Genomic DNA, 20,642 nt, shown 5'->3' on the forward strand with positions numbered 1-20,642 from the left:
ATACCAATTTTTACTAGCCTTAATAAATTCTTCTCCTAATTTATAAGTAAAACATTCTTTTTCTTTTAAAGCTTCATTATAATCAGGATAAGTTTCTAAAGGTGGTAAAGCTAAATTTGGATTTTTCTTTACTTTAAATTTATAAGCCTTTTGTTCTTGTTTATGTGAAATAACAATGCTTAATATTATAAAAGGTAAAGATAAAAAACCGAATACACTTTTAGAATTTAAAATCAAAGCTTGTCCTAGTTTATAAGAAAGTTGGTTTTGAATACGAGTTCTGGCTGTGCCGTGTTGGGTTTGGAAATTTAGTGTTTTATTTAAATTATGAATTTGATTAGTTTGTTGTGAAATTATATTATTTTGAGAATTTATTTCTTTATTTTTTTTAAATTGCGATAATCTAAGTTTTTCTATCTCTTTATTTTTTAGAAATAATTTTTCTTTGTACATACTTAATAAGAATTGCACATCCAAATTCTTATAAATAGATTCTTTATATTCTAAATCATAATCAAATAATGCAAAATCTTCCTTATAAAGCTCTGCTATTATGTTGTATGTTTTTTCATTGTAATAATTTGAGAAAATTTCATGCTCGCTTGAATTTGAATGAATTAAATTTCTATCAAAATTTAATTCATTTTTAACTATTTTAAAATCATTATTTATATTTTCTAATTTACCTATAAAATTAACTAAAATATTTTTATTTTCATCGCAGATAAATTTATATTGTGGAGTAAAATGTTGCCAAGATAGAATTTTATCTTTTATATTTTTATTTTTTAAAGCTAAAACAAATTGTTCAAAAGTATCAAAGTCTTTTAAATTTTCATTCGCCCAATTTTTATCATAATCATTTCCACCGCCTTTTTTAAGATAATGGAATGCAGAAACCATTCTGTCAAAAGGATTTCTTACAAAAGCAAAAGAAAAATAACTTTCAAATTTGTTTTTATCTTGATTGATATAGTCTAATGCTCTTACATGTCCAACAAGCCATTTGTCTGTTTCAAAAACGACTCTTTCTATACTTGTTCCAGCAACTTTTGGTACATGGATAAAGATACAACCATATTTATCGTGATAATCTTTAAACAATATTTTAACTCCGTCAAATAAGAAATTTTTAAAATTTTATTATGCAAAAAACTTTTTTACTCAAATATTTTTATTTTCTACATAAATTTTTTCAAGTATCAATATATCCATTTTCTCTAAGATAGTTTAAGATTATATCTATATTTTCATTAAGTTTGGCTTTGGAATTTTGCAAATGAATTTCAGGATTTTGAGGTTTTTCATAAGGGCTGTCTATACCTGTGAAATTTTTTATTTCTCCATTTCTTGCCTTTTTGTAAAGTCCTTTAGGATCTCTTTTTTCACAGAGTTCTAAAGGTGTATCTACAAAAATTTCTATAAATTCATCTTTTTTTACCAAAGATCTTGCTAAAGCTCTATCACTTCTAAAGGGTGAGATAAAAGCGCTTAGTATAATCAAACCACTGTCAACAAAAAGTTTGCAAAGTTCTGCTATGCGTCTTATGTTTTCCACTCTTGAGTTTTCATCAAAGCCTAAGTCTTTATTTAAACCCATGCGAATATTATCCCCATCAAGCAAATAAGTATGAAAACCAAGCTCGTGTAATTTCTGTTCTAAAGCATTGGCAATGGTTGATTTTCCACTTGCACTAAGTCCTGTTAGCCAAAGTACACAAGGTTTTTGATTTTTAAGTTTTGATCTTTGTTCTTTGGTGATATTTGTATTATGCCAAGTAAGATTTTTATCCATAAATATCCTAAAAATTAAAGATTAAAGGTACGCCTATGAGAATTATAGCACTATACATGATAGAAACAATGGCGCCTATTTTTATAAAATCTGTCATTTTGTAATCACAAAGCGAGCTAACCATTAAATGAGTTTGGTATCCATGTGGTATCATAAACCCAGCACTAGCCCCATAAGCTACAGCAAAGATGAAAGGCAAAGGATTTACTCCCAAGGCTTGAGCTGTGGCAAAACCTATGGGGAAAGCTAAGGCTGCAGCAGCGTTATTGGTAATAAATTCGGTTAAAAGTAGGGTTAAAAGATAAACTCCTATAAAACTTCCATAAACTCCATAATGTCCAAAAAAACCTGTGATAAGTTGAGCTAAATCTTTGGCAAGTCCGCTATCTACAAGTACTTTAGTAATTGCTAAAGAAGAGCCTACTATGATAAAAATATCAAAAGGAAAACGCCTTTTTATTTCATCAAGCTTGATAAATTTGCAAAGTAGTAAAAAGCCTAAACAAATAAGCAAAGCTTTGGTAAAAGAGATAAAATTTAAAGCCGAAAAAACAATAACACTTAAAAAAGCCATTATGGTCATTAAGCTTTTTTTAGCATCAAGTTTTTCGTTTTGTTTGATATTTGAAAGTAAATAAAAATTTTTAGCTAAATTATCCCTTAGGATAAAATCTTTACCCACAGCTAAAATCATTCTATCTCCAGCTTGCAAAACACTTTCGCCAATTTTTTTGATATGCACATCTCCTCTTTGTAAAGAAATAATAGCTGCGTCAAATTTAGATCTAAAATTAGCTTCTTTTACGCTTTTTCCAATTAAATTAGAAGTTGGAGAAATGATTGCATCGATAAATTTACTTTCTTTCAACTCATAACCATCTGCAAGTTTTAAGCCATCAAATTTATTTAGAGTTTCAAGTTGTGAAATATCTCCACTAAATATAAGTGTATCTTTTGCATTTATGATTTCATTATGTGAAACGGGAGTGATGCTTTGATTGTTTCTTTGAATTTCTACTAAAAATAAAAACTCTAAATTTCTAAGTTTGTTCTCTTCTATGCTTTTGCCTATTAAAGAGCTATTTTCTAAAACTTTTAAAGCGATTAAATGTTCTTTTATATTTTTATCTTTATTTTCATAATGAGGCAATAATTTACTAAAAATCATCAAAACCAAAATCATTCCTATGCTTAAAGCTATACCTATATAAAAAAAATCAAACATTTTAAGACTCGGTAGCCCATTTTGTACCACAAAGGAATTGATGATTAAATTTGTAGAAGTTCCCACAAGAGTGATAACACCACCTACTATGGCAAAATAAGAAAGAGGGATTAAAAGCTTTGAAGGAGCTTGAAATTTATTGTTTTTTACTATACCCATAAAGCTTGCTACTACTGCGGTATTGTTTAAAAAGGCTGAAACCGCACAAGTAATTACACCTAATCTCAAAAGAGAAAGATTATAGTTCTTTCCTATGATAAATTTACTTGCCCATTCTATAATGATAGTTTTTTCAACAGCGATAGAAACTAGAAGTAGTAACATGAGTGAAATTAAAGAATCATTTGTATAAGAACTTATCCAAGTTTTAAAATCAAGATAACCTAAAGCGTAGTAAAATCCTGCCAAACTTCCAAATAAAACAGCAGGCTTTATTTTGTTGCGTATGAGCAATATAAGTAGAATTAAAAGCGTGATACCTACTATGATTTTCATATTTTTCTACACCCCCATTCCGGATAGTTTTTTCTTATAAAAGCGTTAAGTTCTATTTCAGCTTGAGTGTAAATTCTTTGGCTTTGCTGTGAATTTAAAATTTTTATTATCATACCTGCGGCCAAGGTTTCATTGCTATATTTATCGATGATAATAAATGATCCTAAGGTTTTATTATCTTTATACTCTTTAAGTGCTAAATTTTTATCTAGTTTTAAAGTGCAATTTGCAATATCATTAAGTATTAAATTTGAGGCATTTTCTTCTTTAAAAGTATTGATATCTTTTTTATAGTTAATATTTTCAAATTTAACATTGCAAAGATTATGAGCTCTTTTTATAAGATAATTTTCATTAAGATCTAATTGTTTTTGACTCATCCATATAATCATAGATTCAAAAGCATTGCTCATTTTAAGATCATGGTTGATAGATGCTAAAATATCGCCTCTAGAAATATCGATTTCATCTTCTAAACATAAACTTACGGCCATATTAACACAAGCTTCATTTTGACTTGGAATGATTTCATTTTTATCTAAAGTTCTTAAATCTTTAATATCATTTGTAATGATACTTTTAATTTTAGATTTTTGCATAGAAGGCAAGACTATAACTTCATCTTGTAATTTTACATAACCACTTGCTATATTTCCGCAAAAACTACGAAAATTTAAATGTGGGCGATTAACATACTGCACGGGCATGATAAAATCATTTTGAATGATTTTATTTATTTTAATTTCATCTAAAAGTGTAAGTAGAGTTTCGCCTTTATACCAAGATAAATTTCTACTTTTTTGAGTGATATTTTCACCATTTAAAGCACAAATGGGAATAAAATGTGTTTGGATATCTTCTTGCAAATAAGAGATGATTTTTTCATAATCTTTACAAATATCATTGAAGATTTTTTCTTCGTAAGAAACTAGATCCATTTTGTTAATGGCAATGATAAAATTTTTAATACCAAGTAAGCTCACTATATAAGAATGCCTTTTAGTTTGCTTTAAAACCCCTTTTCTTGCATCAATTAAAATAATAGCAATATCTGCTGTGCTTGCTCCTGTTGTCATGTTTCTAGTGTATTGTTCATGCCCTGGTGTATCAGCTATAATAAATTTGCGTTTATTACTGGTAAAAAATCTATAAGCCACATCTATAGTAATGCCTTGTTCTCTTTCGCTTGCAAGCCCATCTACCAAAAGTGCAAAATCAAGTTTATCTCCGGCATTTCCCATTTTTTTACTATCTTTTTCTAAGGTGCTTATTTGATCACTAAAAAGAGCTTTAGTATCATAAAGCAATCTTCCTATAAGAGTAGATTTTCCATCATCAACGCTACCACAAGTGATAAAACGACAAAGTTCTTTATTTTCATGTTCTTTTAGATAATTTTCTACACTTCGCATTAAAAATATCCTTGTTGTTTTTTCTTTTCCATGCTAGCTTCTTCATCACTATCTATAAGTCTTCCCTGTCTTTCACTGGTTGTAGCTAGAAGTAGTTCTTCTATGATATCTAAAACACTTGTGGCATTTGAATTTATGGCTCCAGTTAGAGGATAGCAACCCAAAGTTCTAAATCTTACCATTTCTTCTTTAGCATTTTTTGCTAAATCTTTTGGCATTCTATCATCATCAACTAAAATTTTTATTCCCATGTATTCAACTATAGGTCTTTTTTTGGCAAGATAAAGACTTGGTATAGGAATATTTTCAAGGTATATATACTGCCAAATATCAAGTTCAGTCCAATTGCTCAGCGGAAAAACTCTTATGGATTCTCCTTTTTTATGGCGTCCATTATATAAATTCCAAAGTTCTGGGCGTTGATTTTTAGGATCCCAAGTGTGATTTTCATCACGGAAGGAATAAATTCTCTCTTTTGCTCGCGATTTTTCCTCATCGCGTCTAGCTCCTCCAAAAACAGCATCAAATTGGTATAAATCAAGCATTTGCTTTAAAGCTTGAGTTTTCATGATATCTGTATGCATATTTGAGCCATGTATAAAAGGGGATATATTTATTTCTTTGCCTTTTGGATTAGTATAAACGATAAGTTCCATACCGAGTTCTTTAGCTCTTTTATCACGAAATTCTATCATTTCTTTAAATTTCCAAGTCGTATCTACATGCACTAAAGGCAAAGGAGGAGTGGCTGGATAAAAAGCTTTTTGTAAAAGATGAAGCATCACTGAACTATCTTTACCTATGCTATAAAGCATAGCTGGCTTTTCAAATTCAGATATTACTTCACGCATGATGAAAATAGACTCACTTTCAAGTTGTCTTAGATGGGTAAGATTGAAAGTCATTTTAATCCTTTTATCATTCTGCTTTTAAAGCAATCAAAACGCCTTCTATCATTTTCTTAATATCCCCATCAAGGATATTATCCACTTGAGAAAAAGCTTCTCCACTGCGATTATCTTTGACTTGCTGATAAGGAAAAAGCACATAAGAGCGGATTTGATGCCCCCAGCCTATCTCGCTTTTTTCTCCAGCATTAGCACTATCTTGTTGTTTCATGAGTTCAAGTTCATAAAGGCGAGATTTTAGCATTTTAAAAGCGGTAGCTTTGTTTTTGTGCTGACTTCTGTCATTTTGGCATTGTACGACTATGCCTGTTGGAAAATGCGTGATTCTCACGGCTGATTCTGTTTTATTAACATGTTGTCCGCCTGCACCACTTGCTCTGTAATAATCTATTCTTATGTCTTTTTCTTCGATTTCAATTTCTATATCATCATCAAGTTCAGGGCTTACCATAACACTTGAAAAGCTTGTATGACGGCGTCCTGCACTATCAAAAGGAGAAGTTCTTACCAAACGATGAATGCCATTTTCAGCCTTTAAATAACCATAAGCATTTTCGCCTTTAACTAAAAAGCTCACATCTTTAAGCCCTGCTTCTTCGCCTTCTTGAAAGTCTAGAGTTTCGACTTTAAAACCTTCTCTTTCGCAAAATCTTAAATACATTCTATAAAGTATGCTTGCCCAGTCATTGCTTTCCGTTCCGCCCGCACCTGGGTGAATGGAAACAATGGCATTTTTACCATCATTTTCTCCGCTTAAAAGCATGGAAATTTCAAGACTTGTGATGGTATCTTCAAGTTTTGGTGCGTCATTAAATAAAGCTTCAAGCGTTTCTGTATCGTTTTCGCTATTGGCCAGATCGAAAAGTTCGCTTGCGTCATTTAGGGCATTAAAAGCATTTTCATAGTTTTTAAGTAGATTGGTGATTTTGGTTTTTTCTTTGCCTATGATCCCTGCTTGTTTGACATCACTCCAAAAAGAAGGAGAATTTTCGAGTTCTTCGATTTCTTTAAGCCTTGTTTGGATATTTTCAGGCTTGATGATGGAGGCTATGTTGCCGACTTTGTTTTTTAAAGTTTTTAAAAGTTCGCTAAATTCGTAGTTATCCATAAAATTTCTTTGCTATAATTATATTTTTAAAATCAAAAATTATATCAAAAGAAAACTTTAATATAGGAAAAAAATGTCAAAACTTTATCTTATGTCTTTAGGTTGTAATAAAAATTTAGTCGATAGTGAGATCATGCTAGGACGCCTTAGTGCTTATGAGCTTTGCGATGAACCAAGCAAAGCCGATGTTTTGATCGTAAATACCTGTGGTTTTATCGATAGTGCAAAAAAAGAAAGCATTAATGCGATTTTGGATTTGCACGAACAAAGAAAAAAAGATTCTCTTTTGGTGGTTACAGGTTGTTTGATGCAGCGTTACCGCGAAGAACTTATGAAAGAACTTCCTGAGGTTGATCTTTTCACAGGTGTGGGTGATTATGAAAGAATCGATGAAATGATACTTAAAAAAACAAATTTATTTTCCAATTCGACTTATTTGCAAAGTGAAAATTCCAAACGTATTATCACAGGTTCAAATTCCCATGCTTTTATAAAAATCGCCGAAGGTTGTAATCAAAAATGCTCTTTTTGTGCCATCCCAAGTTTTAAAGGCAAGTTAAAATCTCGCGAAATAAGTAGCATTGTAGCTGAGCTTAAAGATTTAGCGGCTAGAGGTTATAAGGACTTTTCTTTTATTGCGCAAGATACGAGTTCTTATTTGTTTGATAAGGGTGAAAAAGATGGGCTTATACGCTTAATCGATGAGGTGGAAAAAATCAAAGGCATAAGAGCAGCTAGAATTTTATATCTTTATCCTACGAGTGCGAGCGAAGCTTTGATTAAACGCATTATAGCTTCTGAAATTTTTGTAAATTATTTTGATATGCCTTTGCAGCACATAAGTGATAATATGCTTAAAATCATGAAGCGTGGGGCAAATAGCACAAGACTTAAAGAAATGCTAAATTTAATGAAAAGTGTGCCAAATAGTTTTTTACGCACTGGCTTTATCGTAGGACATCCAGGTGAAAGTGAGGCAGATTTTGAAGAGCTTTGTGAGTTTGTTAAAGATTTTGGTTTTGATAGAGTGAGTGTTTTTGCGTATTCTAAGGAAGAAGATACGGCTGCTTTTGATATGGAGCAAGTGCCTTTTAAAGTGATCAATAAAAGGCTTAAAATCATAGAAAAAATTGTTGATGAAGTGATAGAAAAAAGTTTTGAAAAAGAAGTAGGGCAAAAGCGTTTAGTAGTTTGCACGGGGGAAAGTAGCGAGGGAGAGTTTTTCATCGCAGCTAAAGATCTAAGATGGGATAGAGAGATTGATGGGGAAATTCTTATCAATGAAAGCGAATGTGGAAATTTAGAAATGGGGCAAATTTATGAATGTGAAATTTTACAAAACCTTGATAAAAAGCTCCTTGCTAAGGCTTTAAGAAAAGTAGATGCAAATTAAAGATGAAATTTTATCCCTTTTAAAAAGGGGTAAAAATTTACTTGCTTTTTCTTATGGAAGTGATTCTAGTGCGCTTTTTTATCTTTTAATGCGAGAAAAGATCGACTTTGATCTTGTGATGATAAATTACAAAACTAGAAAAAATAGTGATTTAGAAGAGTTAAAAGCCAAAGAACTTGCTTTGAAATTTCATAAAAAAATTTTCATAAAACACGCTCCTAAATTTCAAAGTAATTTTGAAAAAAAAGCCAGAGATTTTCGCTATGATTTTTTTGAAAAAATTTGTCTTGAGCAAGATTATGATCATCTTATCTTAGCCCATCATTTAAACGATCAATTTGAATGGTTTTTGATGCAACTTTCACGAGGTGCAGGTTTGGCTGAAATTTTAGGTATGCAAGAGTATGAAAAACGCTCAAATTATACACTTTTACGCCCTTTACTCTTTATAAGTAAAGATGAAATTTCATCTTTTTTAAAAGAAAAAGATATTTTTTATTTTCATGATGAAAGTAATGAAAATGAAAAATATTTTAGAAATTATATAAGAAAAAATTTCTCTAATGCCTTTGTGAGTGAATTTCATCAGGGTTTAAAAAGAAGCTTTTCTTATCTTAGTGAAGATAGGAAAAAACTTTATGATTTTGAAAATATCAAAGAAATTCAAGGGCTTCTTATTTGCCCTAAAAATGAAAGCTTGATCGCTAGAGCGGTGAAAATGAAAGGTTTGCTTTTAAGTACGGCACAAAGAAAGGAGCTTTTAAAGGGTGATTGTGTTTTAGGTGGTAAAATAGCACTTGTATATAAAAACGAACAAGCTATTGTTTTTGAGTACGAAACTTGTCAAAAATTACCTAAAAATTTCAAAGAAGAGTGTAGAATAGCTAAAATTCCAAGACTTTTAAGAGCTTATTTATATAATCACAAAATCGATATTTCAAGTCTTAGCTTTTAGTTTTAAAATTCTTTGATAGCCTAAATGTGTGAGAAAAATCACAAAAAACACTTGCAAAAAAAGTCCTAAAAGTGGCACTGATGAGAGTAGATAAAAACAAAGAGTGCTAAATTTAAACTCTAAAGGCGAAAAATCAGAATGAAAATTTTTAAAACTTTCTTTGCCTAAAATCGTGCTTGTAACATCAATCATTAAAAGTTTGTGAAAGAGATAATAAAAAGCAAGATAATATACAAAAATATTGATAAAAGGTAAAAATAAAGCCAAGGTACAAAGTAAAAAAATCCCTATAAATTTTATAAAAATTTTAAAAATTTCAAAGATAGTTTTTAGGGTTGAAACTTCGTTTGTATTATCATAATGGTAATATTTTTGGTTGATTTCTTTAGCGATAAAAGGAGTGAGAAAAGAAGTGATAAAAAGGGCTAAAAAAACCGAAGCAAAAACAACAATAAAACCTGAAAATAAAAAACTTATGATGGTGATTAAAATTTGCACAAAATGAAGGGCATAAAACCACGCCCAAAACGAATCCTCTCCAACGCTAAATAAAGAATTAAAATAATCCAGCAAAGCTGAAAAGCCAAGTATTCCTAAAAAAAGTATCAGTACAAGGCTAAAAATCAAAGGAATTAAGGCAAATTTTAAAAATTTAAGACTTAAAAAATCTTTGATCGCAAGTTTTAAAATATCCAAATTATGCCTTTTTGTAGCATTCTTCTAGTTTTTTATAAATAGTATCAAAATCAAGCTCTTGTTCTAAAATTTGAGCTAAAACTTCATTGTCTTCTTTGCCATTCCAAGTTTTTTTATAGCTGCCATCTTTGTAGCCATTGTTTTGTCTAAAAATATTTAAAACATTTTTTCCTATGTAGGTTTTATAAAGAATTTCAAGATTAAGCCCGCATTTAATAGCTAGGGTAAAATAGGTTGAAAGTAATTCTCCAAGATTAAATCCAAAGCCACTGCATTTGTGGATAATAAGCTCTATATCATTTAAAATACCATAAATATCGCTTTCGCTAGGATATTCTTCTTCTTTGCAAAAATCCTGAAATACACTCACTGAAATCACTTCATTGGCTATAATTTTAAAATCATTTCCATTTTTATCGCGATATTCTTCAAGTAAAAGACTTAAGATAAAATGCCAAATATCGACAATCTCTATACGCACATTTTCCCAATTTGTCGGACTTGAAATGTTTTTCCAATGTTTCCATGCAAAAGAGTCTATAAGTTCTGCACATTCCATATAAATACAGCGTCTCCAACTGATCAGTTTTCCTTCTTTGGTGTAGCCATTTTCCCAATTTAAACCGTTTGTTTCGTCGTTGAGTTTTTGTTGGAGTTTGAGCATATTTTCTAAAATTTCGATATTTATCATTTAAAAACTCCTTGATAATTTTTAATATTATATGATTTAAGCGTAAAGATTTAAACTATCATCTGTCTTATCTTGATTTTCCTTGGCTTTTTCTTGTTGTTTTTCAAGTTGTTTTTTCATTTGTTCTAAAACTTCATCGAGGAGTTTTTTACTATCTTCAAGCATAGAAGCATTGATATCTTTATCATCTGTTTGATTTTGTTTTAGTAAATCACTGAGTTTATTTGTAAAATTATTCATAATAGCATTTTGATGGTTTTCATCATTTGGTGTTGGTAGAACATTTGCCATTTGCATAGCTGATTCTATAATTTCTTTTGGCTTTAACTCTCCGACTTTAGAATTTGCTAAAAAGTCTTTGATCATAGGTTCAACTTCTTTCATAGCATTTTTAATCTCATCAAGATCATTTTGTGTGAGCTTAGAGCCCTCAAAAGTAAAGCTAAAGCCATACTGACGCTTAAGATTAAGAGTCTTGCCTTCTTCATTATTTGCATAACTTACGCTTTGATTGTCATACATAGATAAGGCTAAATGTTTGCCACTTTTTGTTGTATAATCCATCGAAAAACTTTGGTTTTTGCTAGCATCAATTTGCATTTCTTCCCCTTATATTTATAGTTTATAAAATTATAATCGGTTATTTTTAAAAATATTTTAGTATAATTTTTACAATATGGATGAAAGAATTTTAGAATTTATAAAAAATGAGCAGCTTTTATCTTGGGCTATGATTGATAAAAAAGGTGTTTATACAGCTAGTGCTTTTTATGTTTTTGATGAGAAGAATTTAGCTTTTATTATCGCTTCTCATGAAGATACTAAGCATATAAGATTAGCTAGTGAAAATTCAAGTATAGCACTTAATATAGCCAAAGAAAGCAAAATAGCCTTTTTAAAAGGTGTGCAAGCTAAGGCCGAGTTTAAAATTGCAAGCAAGGAGCAAATGAAAATTTATTTTTCTAAATTCCCCTTTGCTAAACTTGATAAAAGTGCAAAAATTTATGCCTTAGAGCTTTTTTGGCTTAAATTTACTAACAATGCTTTAGGACTTAGTAAAAAACTTGAGTTTTGTAAAAAATAAATTTTTATGATTTTGTTTAAAAAAATGAGTTATGATTATAGTTTATGTAAATTGTTAGGTATAGAAAATAAATGTTAAATGTAATTCACGCTTTATTTTTTAGAGAGTTAAAAACTAGATTTGGTGCTAATAGGCATTTGGGTTATCTTTGGGTAGTTGGAGAACCAATGTCAATAACACTTGCTATTACAGTAATTGTTACCATTATAAGAGAATATCATCATCAAGTTATGCCTGAAGGAATTTCTATTTTTATGTTTTTAATTTCAGGTATTATGCCTTATTTTATGTTTAGAAGTATAGTAACTCAGCTTATGAATGGTACTCAGGCAAATTTGGCTCTTTTTGCTTATAAACCTGTAAAGCCTATACATGTATTTATTGCTAGAACTTTGCTTGAATTTTGTATTTATTTTGTGATTTTTATCACTGTGCTTTTTTTTGCAGGATGGTTTTTTAGATTTGATGTATTCCCCGTTCATTTACTCGGAGTTTTATTTTGTATTTTTTTACTTATGTGCTCAGCTTTTGCTTTGGGAATTTGTTTTGCTATTATTTGGCATTTTGTAGAGCCTTTAAGAACTTTATTAGCTTATTTTAGTATAGTGTTTTATTGGAGTTCCGGGATTATATTTCCTACTTGGCTTATGCCAAGACCTTTGCTTGATATATTTTATTATAATCCTTTGCTTCACATAATGGAGCTTTTAAGATTTAATTTTTTTGAGAATTATCCTTTGCAAGATGAATATAGTTATTTTTATGCTATATTTTGGATTTTACTTGTTTTATTTATAGGACTTTTTGTCTATTACTATAACAGACAAGCTTTAACGGCGGCAAAAAAAGAATGATAAAGCTAATCAATCTAACAAAATCCTATCCTTTATTTAGCGGTGGAAGACATTATGTTTTTAAAAATTTTACTTTTGAATTTCCTGAAAATTGTAGTATAGGATTGATGGGGGGCAATGGAGCAGGTAAGTCCACTCTTATGAGACTTTTAAGCGGGGCAGAGCTTCCTGATAGTGGCAAGATAATTACTAATAAAAAATTATCTTGGCCTTTGGGTTTAAACGGAGCTTTTCAAGGTTCTTTAACCGCTAGAGATAATGCTAAATTTGTAGCTAGAGTGTATGGATATAAGGGTAAAAAACTTCAAGAAAAAGTAAAATTCGTAGAAGATTTTGCAGAGCTTGGGAAATTTTTTGATGAACCTATGAAGACTTACTCTTCGGGAATGAGTGCTAGGATAGCTTTTGGACTTAGTATGGCCTTTGATTTTGATTATTATTTGATCGATGAAGCAGGGGCTGTTGGAGACCCTGCTTTTAGAGAAAAAAGTGTGAAATTATATAGAGAAAGATTAAGCAAATCAAAAGTGATTATGGTGTCTCATGATGTAGCTGAAATTAAAGAATGGTGTGATAAAATAATTTATATGAAAAATGGACAAATTGCGGTTTACGATGATGTAGACGAAGGAATAGCTGTATATCAAGGAAAAGCTTAATGGAAGAAAATAAAACTTTATTAGAAAAAATCAAAGATTTAAGCATATTTGATTCTTTTAAAATTGTTTGGTTTATAATGATTTTTGTTGTGATTTATTATACATTGATTGCAGCACCAAGATATGTAAGTACGATGATTTTAGATGTTAGATCAACAAGTGGAGAAAGTGTTCAAACAAGTGGAATTTTGTCTTTGCTTAGTAGTACTTCTACAGCAAACGAAGATTTAAATTATCTAAAAGGTTATATGGAATCAAGTGATATGTTAAAGATTTTGGATGAAAAAATCAAACTTAAAAATCTTTATCAAGAACAACATATAGATTTACCTTTTAAAATTTGGGATTCAAGCTCGATAGAATCTTATCTTAAATACTACCAAGCAAGAGTTAAGGTTCATACGGATGAAACCACTAAACTTTTAAAAGTTGAAGTAGAGGGTTTTACACCTAAATCAGCTCATTTGATTGCTCAAACTATTATGCAAGAAAGCGAAAAGTTTATCAATGAAATCTCTCATAAAGCAGCTAGAGAGCAAATGGCTTTTGCTGAAAATGAAGTACAAAAATACAAAGAACGATATCAAAAAGCACAAAATGATTTGATTGCTTTTCAAAATAAATATGGAGTTTTTGACCCTTTAAAGCAAGCTGAAACTAAAGCAAGTTTGGTTGCACAAATTGAGGCTAATCTAGCTCAAAAAGAAGCTAAACTTTTAACTTTACAAAGCTATATGAATGATGCAGCACCTGAAGTAGTAGCACTTAAAGCAGAAATTGAAGCGATTAAAAAACAGCTTTTAAGGGAAAAATCTAAAATTTCAGCTAACAACTCTTCTCAAAAGCTTAATGATTTGGCTGCTAAATTTCAGGATTTAACTATAGAAGCTACTTTTGCGCAAAAAGCTTATGAAGCAGCTTTAAAAGCTTATGAAAGTGCTAGAATAGAAGCATTAAGAAAAATAAAACAACTTGTTATCATCCAAAGTCCAGATATTCCAGAAAGCGCAAAATATCCCGAAAGAATTTATGATATTTTAACAGCGTTTATTGTATTATCTTTGATTTTTGGGATTGTTAAATTTATTAAAATGATAATAGAGGAGCATAAGTATTAAAATGAAAAAAATATTAATTTTATTTTTTAGCTGTATTTTATGTTTTGGAGCCGTGGATGTTTCACAAATCATTTCAGCAGAGGATCAAGGTTCTACTACAACTAACATAGAACAAAATTTAAGCTCAAATTATGATATAGCAAATAAAGAAAATAATCTTACAAAAATTCATCAAATTTTAGTATTTGGTGCTCATCTTTTTAATGGAAATTTTAAAAATTACAATCAAAGAGTTTATAACCCAGATTACAAGATCGCAGTCGGCGATCAAATCAGTCTTAAAATTTGGGGAGCTGTTGAGTTTTCTCAAGTTTTAGTGGTGGATTCTCAAGGAAATATTTTTATCCCTAAAGTAGGAGCTGTAAATTTACTAGGTGTGAAAAATAGTACTCTTGTAAGTGTTATAAAAGCACGTGTTAATAAAATCTATAAAAGCAATGTTTTTGTTTATGCAGATATGAATGCTTATCAAAATGTCAGCGTTTTTGTAACAGGAAGTGTTAATGCTCCAGGACTTTATCAAGGACTTAGTTCGGATTCAGTGATTCAGTATCTTGATAAAGCAGGGGGTATAAATTTAGAATATGGAAGTTTTAGAGATATTCAAATTTTGCGCAATAACAGCGTGATAAAAAATATCGATTTATATGATTTTTTGTTAAAAGGGCAAATGGATCTTTTTCCTTTTAGAAGTGGAGATGTTATCTTAGTAGGAAATGTTCAAAATTACGCTTTTGTTAATGGTGATGTGCAAAGACCTTTTCGTTTTGAACTTTCAAATGATATTAAAACTTTAGCTGACTTAGCTAGAGTATCAGGTGCTAAACCTATCGTGACTAATGCTATCGTAAAAAGTTATGGTGAAGATCATAAACTTGATGTCAGTGCTTATAATAAAATGCAATTTTCAAAAGTTTTACTTAGAACAGGAGATGAGGTAGAATTTCACCCTGAGTATGTTTCTGAAAATATAACTATAAGTGTAAATGGCGAGCACAATGGTTTAAAAACTTTAGTTGTAGGTAAAGGAACGACTTTAGAAGATATTTTTAAACTAATCAAGGCTAATCCGCAATCAAACATGCAAGCTTTGCAAGTATTTAGAAAAAGTGTAGCTAGAACTCAAAAAGAGCTTATCAATGCTCAGCTTAAAGAGCTCGAAACTCTAGCTTTAACTAGCAGTTCTGTTACAGCTCAAGGCGCAGCTATAAGAGCTCAACAAGCAAAAACGATTTTAGAATTTATCCAAAGAGCTAAGCAAGTGCAACCAAAAGGACAAATTGTCATCGATAATCCAAAGTCTTATAATTCGGTTATTTTAGAAGATGGTGATACTATTAATGTACCAAGTAAGAATAATCTTGTCATAGTTCAAGGCGAGGTTTCTTTACCTGGGGCTTTTGTGTATGATAAAGGAAAAGATTTAAGATATTATATCAATCTTGCAGGAGGTTATGGAGAAAGAGCGGATACTTCAAAAGTTTTGGTGATACGAAGCAATGGAAAAGCTGAAAAATATCATAGTGGTATAGATATGAAACCAGGTGATTCTGTATTGGTATTGCCAAAAGTGGATAGTGAGAATTTGCAAATTTTTTCAATGTTAACTCAAATTCTTTATCAAATTGCTATCGCAACCAATGTTGTACTTAATCTTTAAGGTTTAAAATAATGAATACTCTTGAAATAGCCAAAGAAGTTTTTGAAAAAGAAGCGCAAGCTATTTTGGATTTGGCTAAAAATTTAGATGCAAATTTTAATCAAGCTGCGAATTTGATGTTAAATACCAAAGGGCGTTGCATAGTCAGTGGAATGGGTAAATCAGGCCATATAGGTGCTAAGATAGCAGCTACTTTAGCAAGCACAGGAACACCAAGCTTTTTCATCCATCCAGGAGAGGCTTTGCATGGAGATCTTGGAATGTTAACTTCCGAAGATGTTTTAATTGCTATTTCAAATTCAGGAGAAACTGAAGAAATTTTAAAAATCATTCCAGCTATAAAAAAGCGTAAAATTCCACTTATAGTAATGTGCGGTAAAAAAAATTCCACCCTTGTAAAGCAAGGAGATATATTTTTAAATATAGCTGTGGAAAAGGAAGCTTGTCCTTTGCAGCTTGCTCCTATGTCTTCGACAACGGCAACTTTGGTTATGGGGGATGCTTTAGCGGCTGCTTTGATGAAGGTAAGAAATTTCAAGCCCGATGATTTTGCCCTTTTTCATCCAGGGGGGAGTTTGGGTCGTAAGCTTTTAACCAAGGTGAAAGATCTTATGGTTTCAAGTAACCTTCCTATAGTGCATCCTGATACCGAATTTAATGATCTTGTTGATGTGATGACCAGTGGAAAACTAGGGCTTTGTGTGGTACTTGAAAATGAAAAATTGGTTGGTATTATCACTGATGGGGATTTACGTCGTGCTTTAAAGACAAGCGATAAACCAAGATTTGATTTTAGGGCCAAAGAAATCATGAGTACAAATCCTAAAGTAGTCGATGCTGATGCTATGGCAAGTGAAGCAGAGGAGATCATGTTAAAACATAAAATCAAAGAAATTATAGTAGGAAAAGAAGAAAAAGTTGTAGGTATTATCCAGCTTTATGCCATAGGAAATGTTTAATGCCTCTTTTATCTGTTATTATTCCTTTTGGATTAAGTAAAGAACGTGATTACATAGAAGAAAGAGTTCTTCAAAAAGCTAAATTTTTTCAAAGTGATGAGAATGTAGAGTTTATTTTCGTTGAAGGATATTCATCTTTGAAAAACAATTTAAAACAAATCATAGAAAATAGTGGTCATATTTATTTAAAAGATAAAGACCAAAAAGATTATTTTTCCCAGGGAAAATGTAGAAATTTAGGCGCTGTTTATGCAAATTCTAAAGTTATAATGTTTTTAGATGTTGATTGTTATATTAGTTTATTATCTTTAGAAAAAATTTTAAATCTTATTAAAGTTAAAAATATTGCTCAAAATATCAATGAATTATTGGTTTTACCTGTAGTGTATTTAAGTCAAAGTGGTAGTGAGAAAATTTATAAAGAGGACAAATACTTATGGGATGAAATTATCAAACATGATTTAATCACTGGAAAAAGAAAATTGATTAAATATTTTTCTCTTATTTCAAGTTCCATTATCGTAAATAGATATAAATTTTTAGTATTAGGGGGTAATAATCATAATTTTATAGGCCATAGTTATGAGGATCATGATTTTTTTGCAAGATTACTTTTTTGTACAACAAATTTTTCAAACACTCCAAAAGCATTGTGTTATGATGAGGGAACTTGGAATATAAGAAAATTTAAAGGTTTTAGAGCATGGTTCTCTTTGTTTGGGTATGAAATGAGTTTTCATGGAATTTATATGTATCATTTTTATCATGAAGAGCCTAATCAAAATAATTATATGTCTTATAGGCATAAAAATCATAAAATATTTTATAAGAATTTGGCCAATTTAAAAAATTATCAAATTAAACCATTGCTTGATAAAGATGCTTTAAAAAATAATATTTTATTGCTTTGTTCTAAGGAAAAATTAATATTAAATTCTTTACATAGCGCTCTTGTATATATAGGCAATGTAATAAGTAAAAATGAAAACTATTTTTTTGAAGATGAAAAATTTAATCAAGATAAATTGCTAGATTTTTTAAAGCAAAATAACATAAACAAGATTTTATTTCCAAATCCTTATGGAAATGAAAGAAGATTAAAAATATATAAATTTGCAAAATCAGAAAATATTGATTTTGTATGTTTTGACAGAGGAGCATTACCTGATAGTTGGTTTTTTGATACCAATGGTTTTAATTATGATTCAAATTTATATAATGAAGAAAATTGGAATAAAGTTTTAAGTAAATCTCAAATTTTAGAATGTAAAGAATATATCAATAGTATTATAGATGGAAATAATTTTTTAGAAAAGCAAGGAAAAAGAAATTTTAACTATTTGAAAGATAAATTTTTTGTTAACGATAAAAAGATAGTTTTTGTTCCGTTACAAGTTGAAAGCGATACTGTTATAAAATATTTTACATATAAACCTTTTGATTGGAGTGGTTTTTTAGATATAATAAATGATACGGCTTTTAAATTAAGACAAACTCATATTTTTTTAGTGAAAAAGCATCCTCTTAGCTTAAAAATAGCGAAATCTAAGTATAAGAATTTAAATTTTATTTCAAATAAGACAAATATTATCGATGCAATTAGTTTGTGTGATGTGGTGGTTACGTTGAATTCGGGTGTTGGGCTTTATGCTATGATAATGAATAAGCCTTGTATAAATTGTGCTAATGCATTTTATAACTTTCAAGGTTTAAATTTTCAAGCTCATAACAGCGATGAACTTTTGAGATTTTTGGTTTCAGATTTGAAAATTGATTATAATAAAGTTTTAAAATTTATATGGTATCTAAAAAATAATTTTTATAGTTTTGGAAAATCTTATTATAAAAAAAGTTTTAACAATGGTAGATTCTATAATAAAGTTTATAAGATAGATTTTTATAAAATAGTTTTAGAAAATCAATGTTTTTTAGATGTTAAAAATATTGATAAAGTTTCATATAATTTTCAATCTTTAATTTACACACCTTATAAGTTTGAATTATATAGCAAAAATATTTTTATAAAATTATTTGATCTATTGATTCCTGATTGGGTTAAATCTAAAATATCTCATTTTAGATTTTATAGAATATTAAAGAAAATATTATATACTAAAAAATAATTTTTTTTATTCAGGATATTATAAGTATGAATATAACTGTTGTTGGTATAGGGTATGTTGGACTCGCAAATGCTTTGTTGCTATCTGAAAAACACCGAGTTGTTATTACAGATATTGATAAAAATAAAGTTGATTTAGTAAATTCTAAACAATCACCCATAAAAGATAAATTAATAGAAGAATATTTTAAGAAAGAAAGTATAAATCTTATTGCAACTTTAAATAAGAAATATGCTTTTGAAAATGCAGAGTATATTATTATAGCAACACCGACTAATTATGATTCAAAAAATGACTATTTTGATACTTCTAGTATTGAAAGTGTTGTTAGTGAAATTTTGCAATATAATACCTCAGCTATTATTATTGTAAAAAGCACTATTCCAATTGGTTATATTGATAATTTAAAATATAAATTTCATACAAATAATATAATTTTTTCTCCTGAATTTTTAAGAGAAGGTAGTGCATTGTACGATAGTTTGTATCCTAGTAGAATTGTTATAGGTGAAAAAAGTGCTAGAGCTGAAGCAGTAGCTCGATTATTTACAGATTCTTGTTTGAAAAATGATGTAAAAGTATTATTTACAGGATCTCAAGAAGCTGAAAGTATTAAACTTTTTGCTAATACATATTTAGCAATGAGAATTGGATTTTTTAATGAATTGGATACATACGCTAGGGTTAACAAATTGAATACCGAAGAAATTATTAGCGGAGTAAGTGCTGATCTGAGAATTGGTGATTATTATAATAATCCAAGTTTTGGGTATGGGGGATATTGTTTACCAAAAGATACTAAGCAACTTTTAGCTAATTTTTTAAAAAGTTCAACACCTAATATCCTAATAGAATCTATTGTTAAAACTAATGAAATAAGAAAAAAATATATTGCGGATTTAATCCTCTCAAAATCTAAAAAAACAATAGGGATATATAGGTTGTTAATGAAAAAAGATTCAGATAATTTTAGAAATTCTGTTGTATTGGATTTGATCGATTATTTAAAAGAATATAATAAAAATATAATCATTTATGAGCCATTTTTAGATACAGCCTCTTTTGGTACATGTTTTGTTGAAAAAAAATTATCTATATTTATACAAAATTCTGATTTAATAGTTGCAAATCGAGTTGATGATAATATATTGCAATATAAATATAAAGTTTTTACAACAGATATTTTCAAAAGTGATGTGTAGTTAATATTAAGGAAAAAACAATGAAAACCGTAGGTGTAGTTATCCCAATCTATAATGTGGAAAAATATTTAAAAGAATGTTTAGATAGTGTTGTTAATCAAACTTATAAAAATTTACAAGTTGTACTTGTAAATGATGGAAGTACTGATGAAAACTCACTCAATATAGCAAAAGAATATACTTTAAAAGATGAAAGATTTATACTTTTTGATAAGGAAAACGGGGGACAAAGTACAGCAAGAAATGTTGGCATAGAATTCTTTAGTAAAGAATATGATTTTAAAAATATTACCCAAGAATTAAAA

The 20,642-nt window shown here is 29.4% G+C and carries 20 protein-coding genes; 11 read left to right on the plus strand and 9 right to left on the minus strand.

The genetic code is table 11. The features are described 5' to 3' along the window. The 6 genes from AJN60_RS06400 to prfB all read right to left on the minus strand — a co-directional run. On the minus strand, positions 1–1,104 hold a 1,104-nt coding region (locus AJN60_RS06400), incomplete at its 3' end, for a sulfotransferase family 2 domain-containing protein (RefSeq protein ID WP_070286123.1). 91 nt (positions 1,105–1,195) lie between these two features. After that, positions 1,196–1,795 carry an adenylyl-sulfate kinase gene (cysC, locus tag AJN60_RS06405; protein WP_070286124.1) on the minus strand — a complete coding sequence of 200 codons (600 nt, stop codon included), beginning with the start codon at positions 1,793–1,795 and terminating at the stop codon, positions 1,196–1,198. Positions 1,796–1,802: 7 nt separating this feature from the next. Continuing rightward, positions 1,803–3,515: an SLC13 family permease gene (locus AJN60_RS06410; protein WP_052858338.1), complete on the minus strand. Its 1,713-nt coding sequence runs from the start codon at positions 3,513–3,515 to the stop codon at positions 1,803–1,805. Next, the gene (gene cysN / locus AJN60_RS06415; protein ID WP_052858336.1) at positions 3,512–4,927 is read right to left on the minus strand and encodes a sulfate adenylyltransferase subunit CysN; all 1,416 of its coding nucleotides are present in this window, start codon (positions 4,925–4,927) and stop codon (positions 3,512–3,514) included. Before cysN ends, AJN60_RS06410 begins: the two co-directional genes overlap by 4 nt. Continuing rightward, entirely contained in the window at positions 4,927–5,832 is a 906-nt protein-coding gene (gene cysD / locus AJN60_RS06420; protein WP_052858334.1) for a sulfate adenylyltransferase subunit CysD, read from the minus strand. The genes cysN and cysD overlap by 1 nt, the downstream gene beginning before the upstream one ends. A gap of 13 nt (positions 5,833–5,845) precedes the next feature. Continuing rightward, positions 5,846–6,943, minus strand: coding sequence for a peptide chain release factor 2 (gene prfB / locus AJN60_RS06425; RefSeq protein WP_002867022.1), 1,098 nt, complete (start codon positions 6,941–6,943; stop codon positions 5,846–5,848). Between the two features lie 73 nt (positions 6,944–7,016). On the opposite strand from prfB, the gene rimO reads away from it, so the two are divergent. Both rimO and tilS read left to right on the plus strand, forming a co-directional pair. Further along, on the plus strand, positions 7,017–8,336 hold the full coding sequence (gene rimO, locus AJN60_RS06430) for a 30S ribosomal protein S12 methylthiotransferase RimO (RefSeq protein ID WP_052858332.1): 1,320 nt from the start codon (positions 7,017–7,019) through the stop codon (positions 8,334–8,336). After that, positions 8,326–9,291, plus strand: a complete 966-nt coding sequence (tilS, locus tag AJN60_RS06435; RefSeq protein WP_070286125.1) for a tRNA lysidine(34) synthetase TilS — start codon at positions 8,326–8,328, stop codon at positions 9,289–9,291. The genes rimO and tilS overlap by 11 nt, the downstream gene beginning before the upstream one ends. On the opposite strand, the gene AJN60_RS06440 is transcribed toward tilS, so the two are convergent. From AJN60_RS06440 to ciaI, 3 genes are read right to left on the minus strand one after another with little or no spacing between them, the layout of a single operon-like run. Further along, the gene (locus AJN60_RS06440; protein ID WP_070286126.1) at positions 9,274–9,987 is read right to left on the minus strand and encodes an EI24 domain-containing protein; all 714 of its coding nucleotides are present in this window, start codon (positions 9,985–9,987) and stop codon (positions 9,274–9,276) included. The genes tilS and AJN60_RS06440 overlap by 18 nt on opposite strands. Position 9,988: 1 nt before the next feature. Next, positions 9,989–10,678: a dUTPase gene (dut, locus tag AJN60_RS06445; RefSeq protein WP_070286127.1), complete on the minus strand. Its 690-nt coding sequence runs from the start codon at positions 10,676–10,678 to the stop codon at positions 9,989–9,991. A gap of 36 nt (positions 10,679–10,714) precedes the next feature. Next, a complete protein-coding gene (gene ciaI, locus AJN60_RS06450) occupies positions 10,715–11,278 on the minus strand; it encodes an intracellular survival protein CiaI (RefSeq protein ID WP_002826203.1) in 564 nt (187 codons plus the stop codon). A gap of 76 nt (positions 11,279–11,354) precedes the next feature. Here ciaI and AJN60_RS06455 point away from each other — a divergent pair, with 76 nt between their 5' ends. The 9 genes from AJN60_RS06455 to AJN60_RS06495 form a co-directional block, all read left to right on the plus strand. After that, complete coding sequence (locus AJN60_RS06455; RefSeq protein WP_070286128.1) at positions 11,355–11,762, plus strand: hypothetical protein; 408 nt, start codon at positions 11,355–11,357, stop codon at positions 11,760–11,762. Between the two features lie 71 nt (positions 11,763–11,833). Next, entirely contained in the window at positions 11,834–12,616 is a 783-nt protein-coding gene (gene kpsM, locus AJN60_RS06460; protein WP_002932253.1) for a capsule polysaccharide transporter KpsM, read from the plus strand. Beyond that, positions 12,613–13,275, plus strand: coding sequence for an ABC transporter ATP-binding protein (locus AJN60_RS06465; RefSeq protein ID WP_014517118.1), 663 nt, complete (start codon positions 12,613–12,615; stop codon positions 13,273–13,275). Before kpsM ends, AJN60_RS06465 begins: the two co-directional genes overlap by 4 nt. Then, complete coding sequence (locus tag AJN60_RS06470) at positions 13,275–14,393, plus strand: capsule biosynthesis protein (protein WP_070286129.1); 1,119 nt, start codon at positions 13,275–13,277, stop codon at positions 14,391–14,393. The genes AJN60_RS06465 and AJN60_RS06470 overlap by 1 nt, the downstream gene beginning before the upstream one ends. A gap of 1 nt (position 14,394) precedes the next feature. Then, on the plus strand, positions 14,395–16,053 hold the full coding sequence (locus AJN60_RS06475; RefSeq protein ID WP_070286130.1) for a polysaccharide biosynthesis/export family protein: 1,659 nt from the start codon (positions 14,395–14,397) through the stop codon (positions 16,051–16,053). Positions 16,054–16,064: 11 nt separating this feature from the next. Then, complete coding sequence (locus AJN60_RS06480; protein WP_070286131.1) at positions 16,065–17,012, plus strand: KpsF/GutQ family sugar-phosphate isomerase; 948 nt, start codon at positions 16,065–16,067, stop codon at positions 17,010–17,012. Then, positions 17,012–19,135 carry a capsular polysaccharide export protein, LipB/KpsS family gene (locus AJN60_RS06485; protein WP_070286132.1) on the plus strand — a complete coding sequence of 708 codons (2,124 nt, stop codon included), beginning with the start codon at positions 17,012–17,014 and terminating at the stop codon, positions 19,133–19,135. Before AJN60_RS06480 ends, AJN60_RS06485 begins: the two co-directional genes overlap by 1 nt. 26 nt (positions 19,136–19,161) lie before the next feature. Beyond that, entirely contained in the window at positions 19,162–20,337 is a 1,176-nt protein-coding gene (locus tag AJN60_RS06490) for a nucleotide sugar dehydrogenase (RefSeq protein ID WP_052834491.1), read from the plus strand. Positions 20,338–20,357: 20 nt separating this feature from the next. Then, positions 20,358–20,642, plus strand: a 285-nt coding sequence (locus tag AJN60_RS06495; RefSeq protein ID WP_141085091.1) for a glycosyltransferase family 2 protein, incomplete at its 3' end; no start/stop codon positions are given.

The organism is Campylobacter sp. BCW_4323 (assembly GCF_001763115.1).
Classification (GTDB): Bacteria; Campylobacterota; Campylobacteria; order Campylobacterales; family Campylobacteraceae; genus Campylobacter_D; species Campylobacter_D jejuni.

Coding starts and splice junctions, on each gene's coding strand:
- cysC (WP_070286124.1), bottom strand. CDS start 1,795: ATGGATAAAAATCTTACTTGGCATAATACAAATATCACCAAAGAACAA.
- AJN60_RS06410 (WP_052858338.1), bottom strand. CDS start 3,515: ATGAAAATCATAGTAGGTATCACGCTTTTAATTCTACTTATATTGCTC.
- cysN (WP_052858336.1), bottom strand. CDS start 4,927: ATGCGAAGTGTAGAAAATTATCTAAAAGAACATGAAAATAAAGAACTT.
- cysD (WP_052858334.1), bottom strand. CDS start 5,832: ATGACTTTCAATCTTACCCATCTAAGACAACTTGAAAGTGAGTCTATT.
- prfB (WP_002867022.1), bottom strand. CDS start 6,943: ATGGATAACTACGAATTTAGCGAACTTTTAAAAACTTTAAAAAACAAA.
- rimO (WP_052858332.1), top strand. CDS start 7,017: ATGTCAAAACTTTATCTTATGTCTTTAGGTTGTAATAAAAATTTAGTC.
- tilS (WP_070286125.1), top strand. CDS start 8,326: ATGCAAATTAAAGATGAAATTTTATCCCTTTTAAAAAGGGGTAAAAAT.
- dut (WP_070286127.1), bottom strand. CDS start 10,678: ATGATAAATATCGAAATTTTAGAAAATATGCTCAAACTCCAACAAAAA.
- ciaI (WP_002826203.1), bottom strand. CDS start 11,278: ATGCAAATTGATGCTAGCAAAAACCAAAGTTTTTCGATGGATTATACA.
- AJN60_RS06455 (WP_070286128.1), top strand. CDS start 11,355: ATGGATGAAAGAATTTTAGAATTTATAAAAAATGAGCAGCTTTTATCT.
- kpsM (WP_002932253.1), top strand. CDS start 11,834: ATGTTAAATGTAATTCACGCTTTATTTTTTAGAGAGTTAAAAACTAGA.
- AJN60_RS06465 (WP_014517118.1), top strand. CDS start 12,613: ATGATAAAGCTAATCAATCTAACAAAATCCTATCCTTTATTTAGCGGT.
- AJN60_RS06470 (WP_070286129.1), top strand. CDS start 13,275: ATGGAAGAAAATAAAACTTTATTAGAAAAAATCAAAGATTTAAGCATA.
- AJN60_RS06475 (WP_070286130.1), top strand. CDS start 14,395: ATGAAAAAAATATTAATTTTATTTTTTAGCTGTATTTTATGTTTTGGA.
- AJN60_RS06480 (WP_070286131.1), top strand. CDS start 16,065: ATGAATACTCTTGAAATAGCCAAAGAAGTTTTTGAAAAAGAAGCGCAA.
- AJN60_RS06485 (WP_070286132.1), top strand. CDS start 17,012: ATGCCTCTTTTATCTGTTATTATTCCTTTTGGATTAAGTAAAGAACGT.
- AJN60_RS06490 (WP_052834491.1), top strand. CDS start 19,162: ATGAATATAACTGTTGTTGGTATAGGGTATGTTGGACTCGCAAATGCT.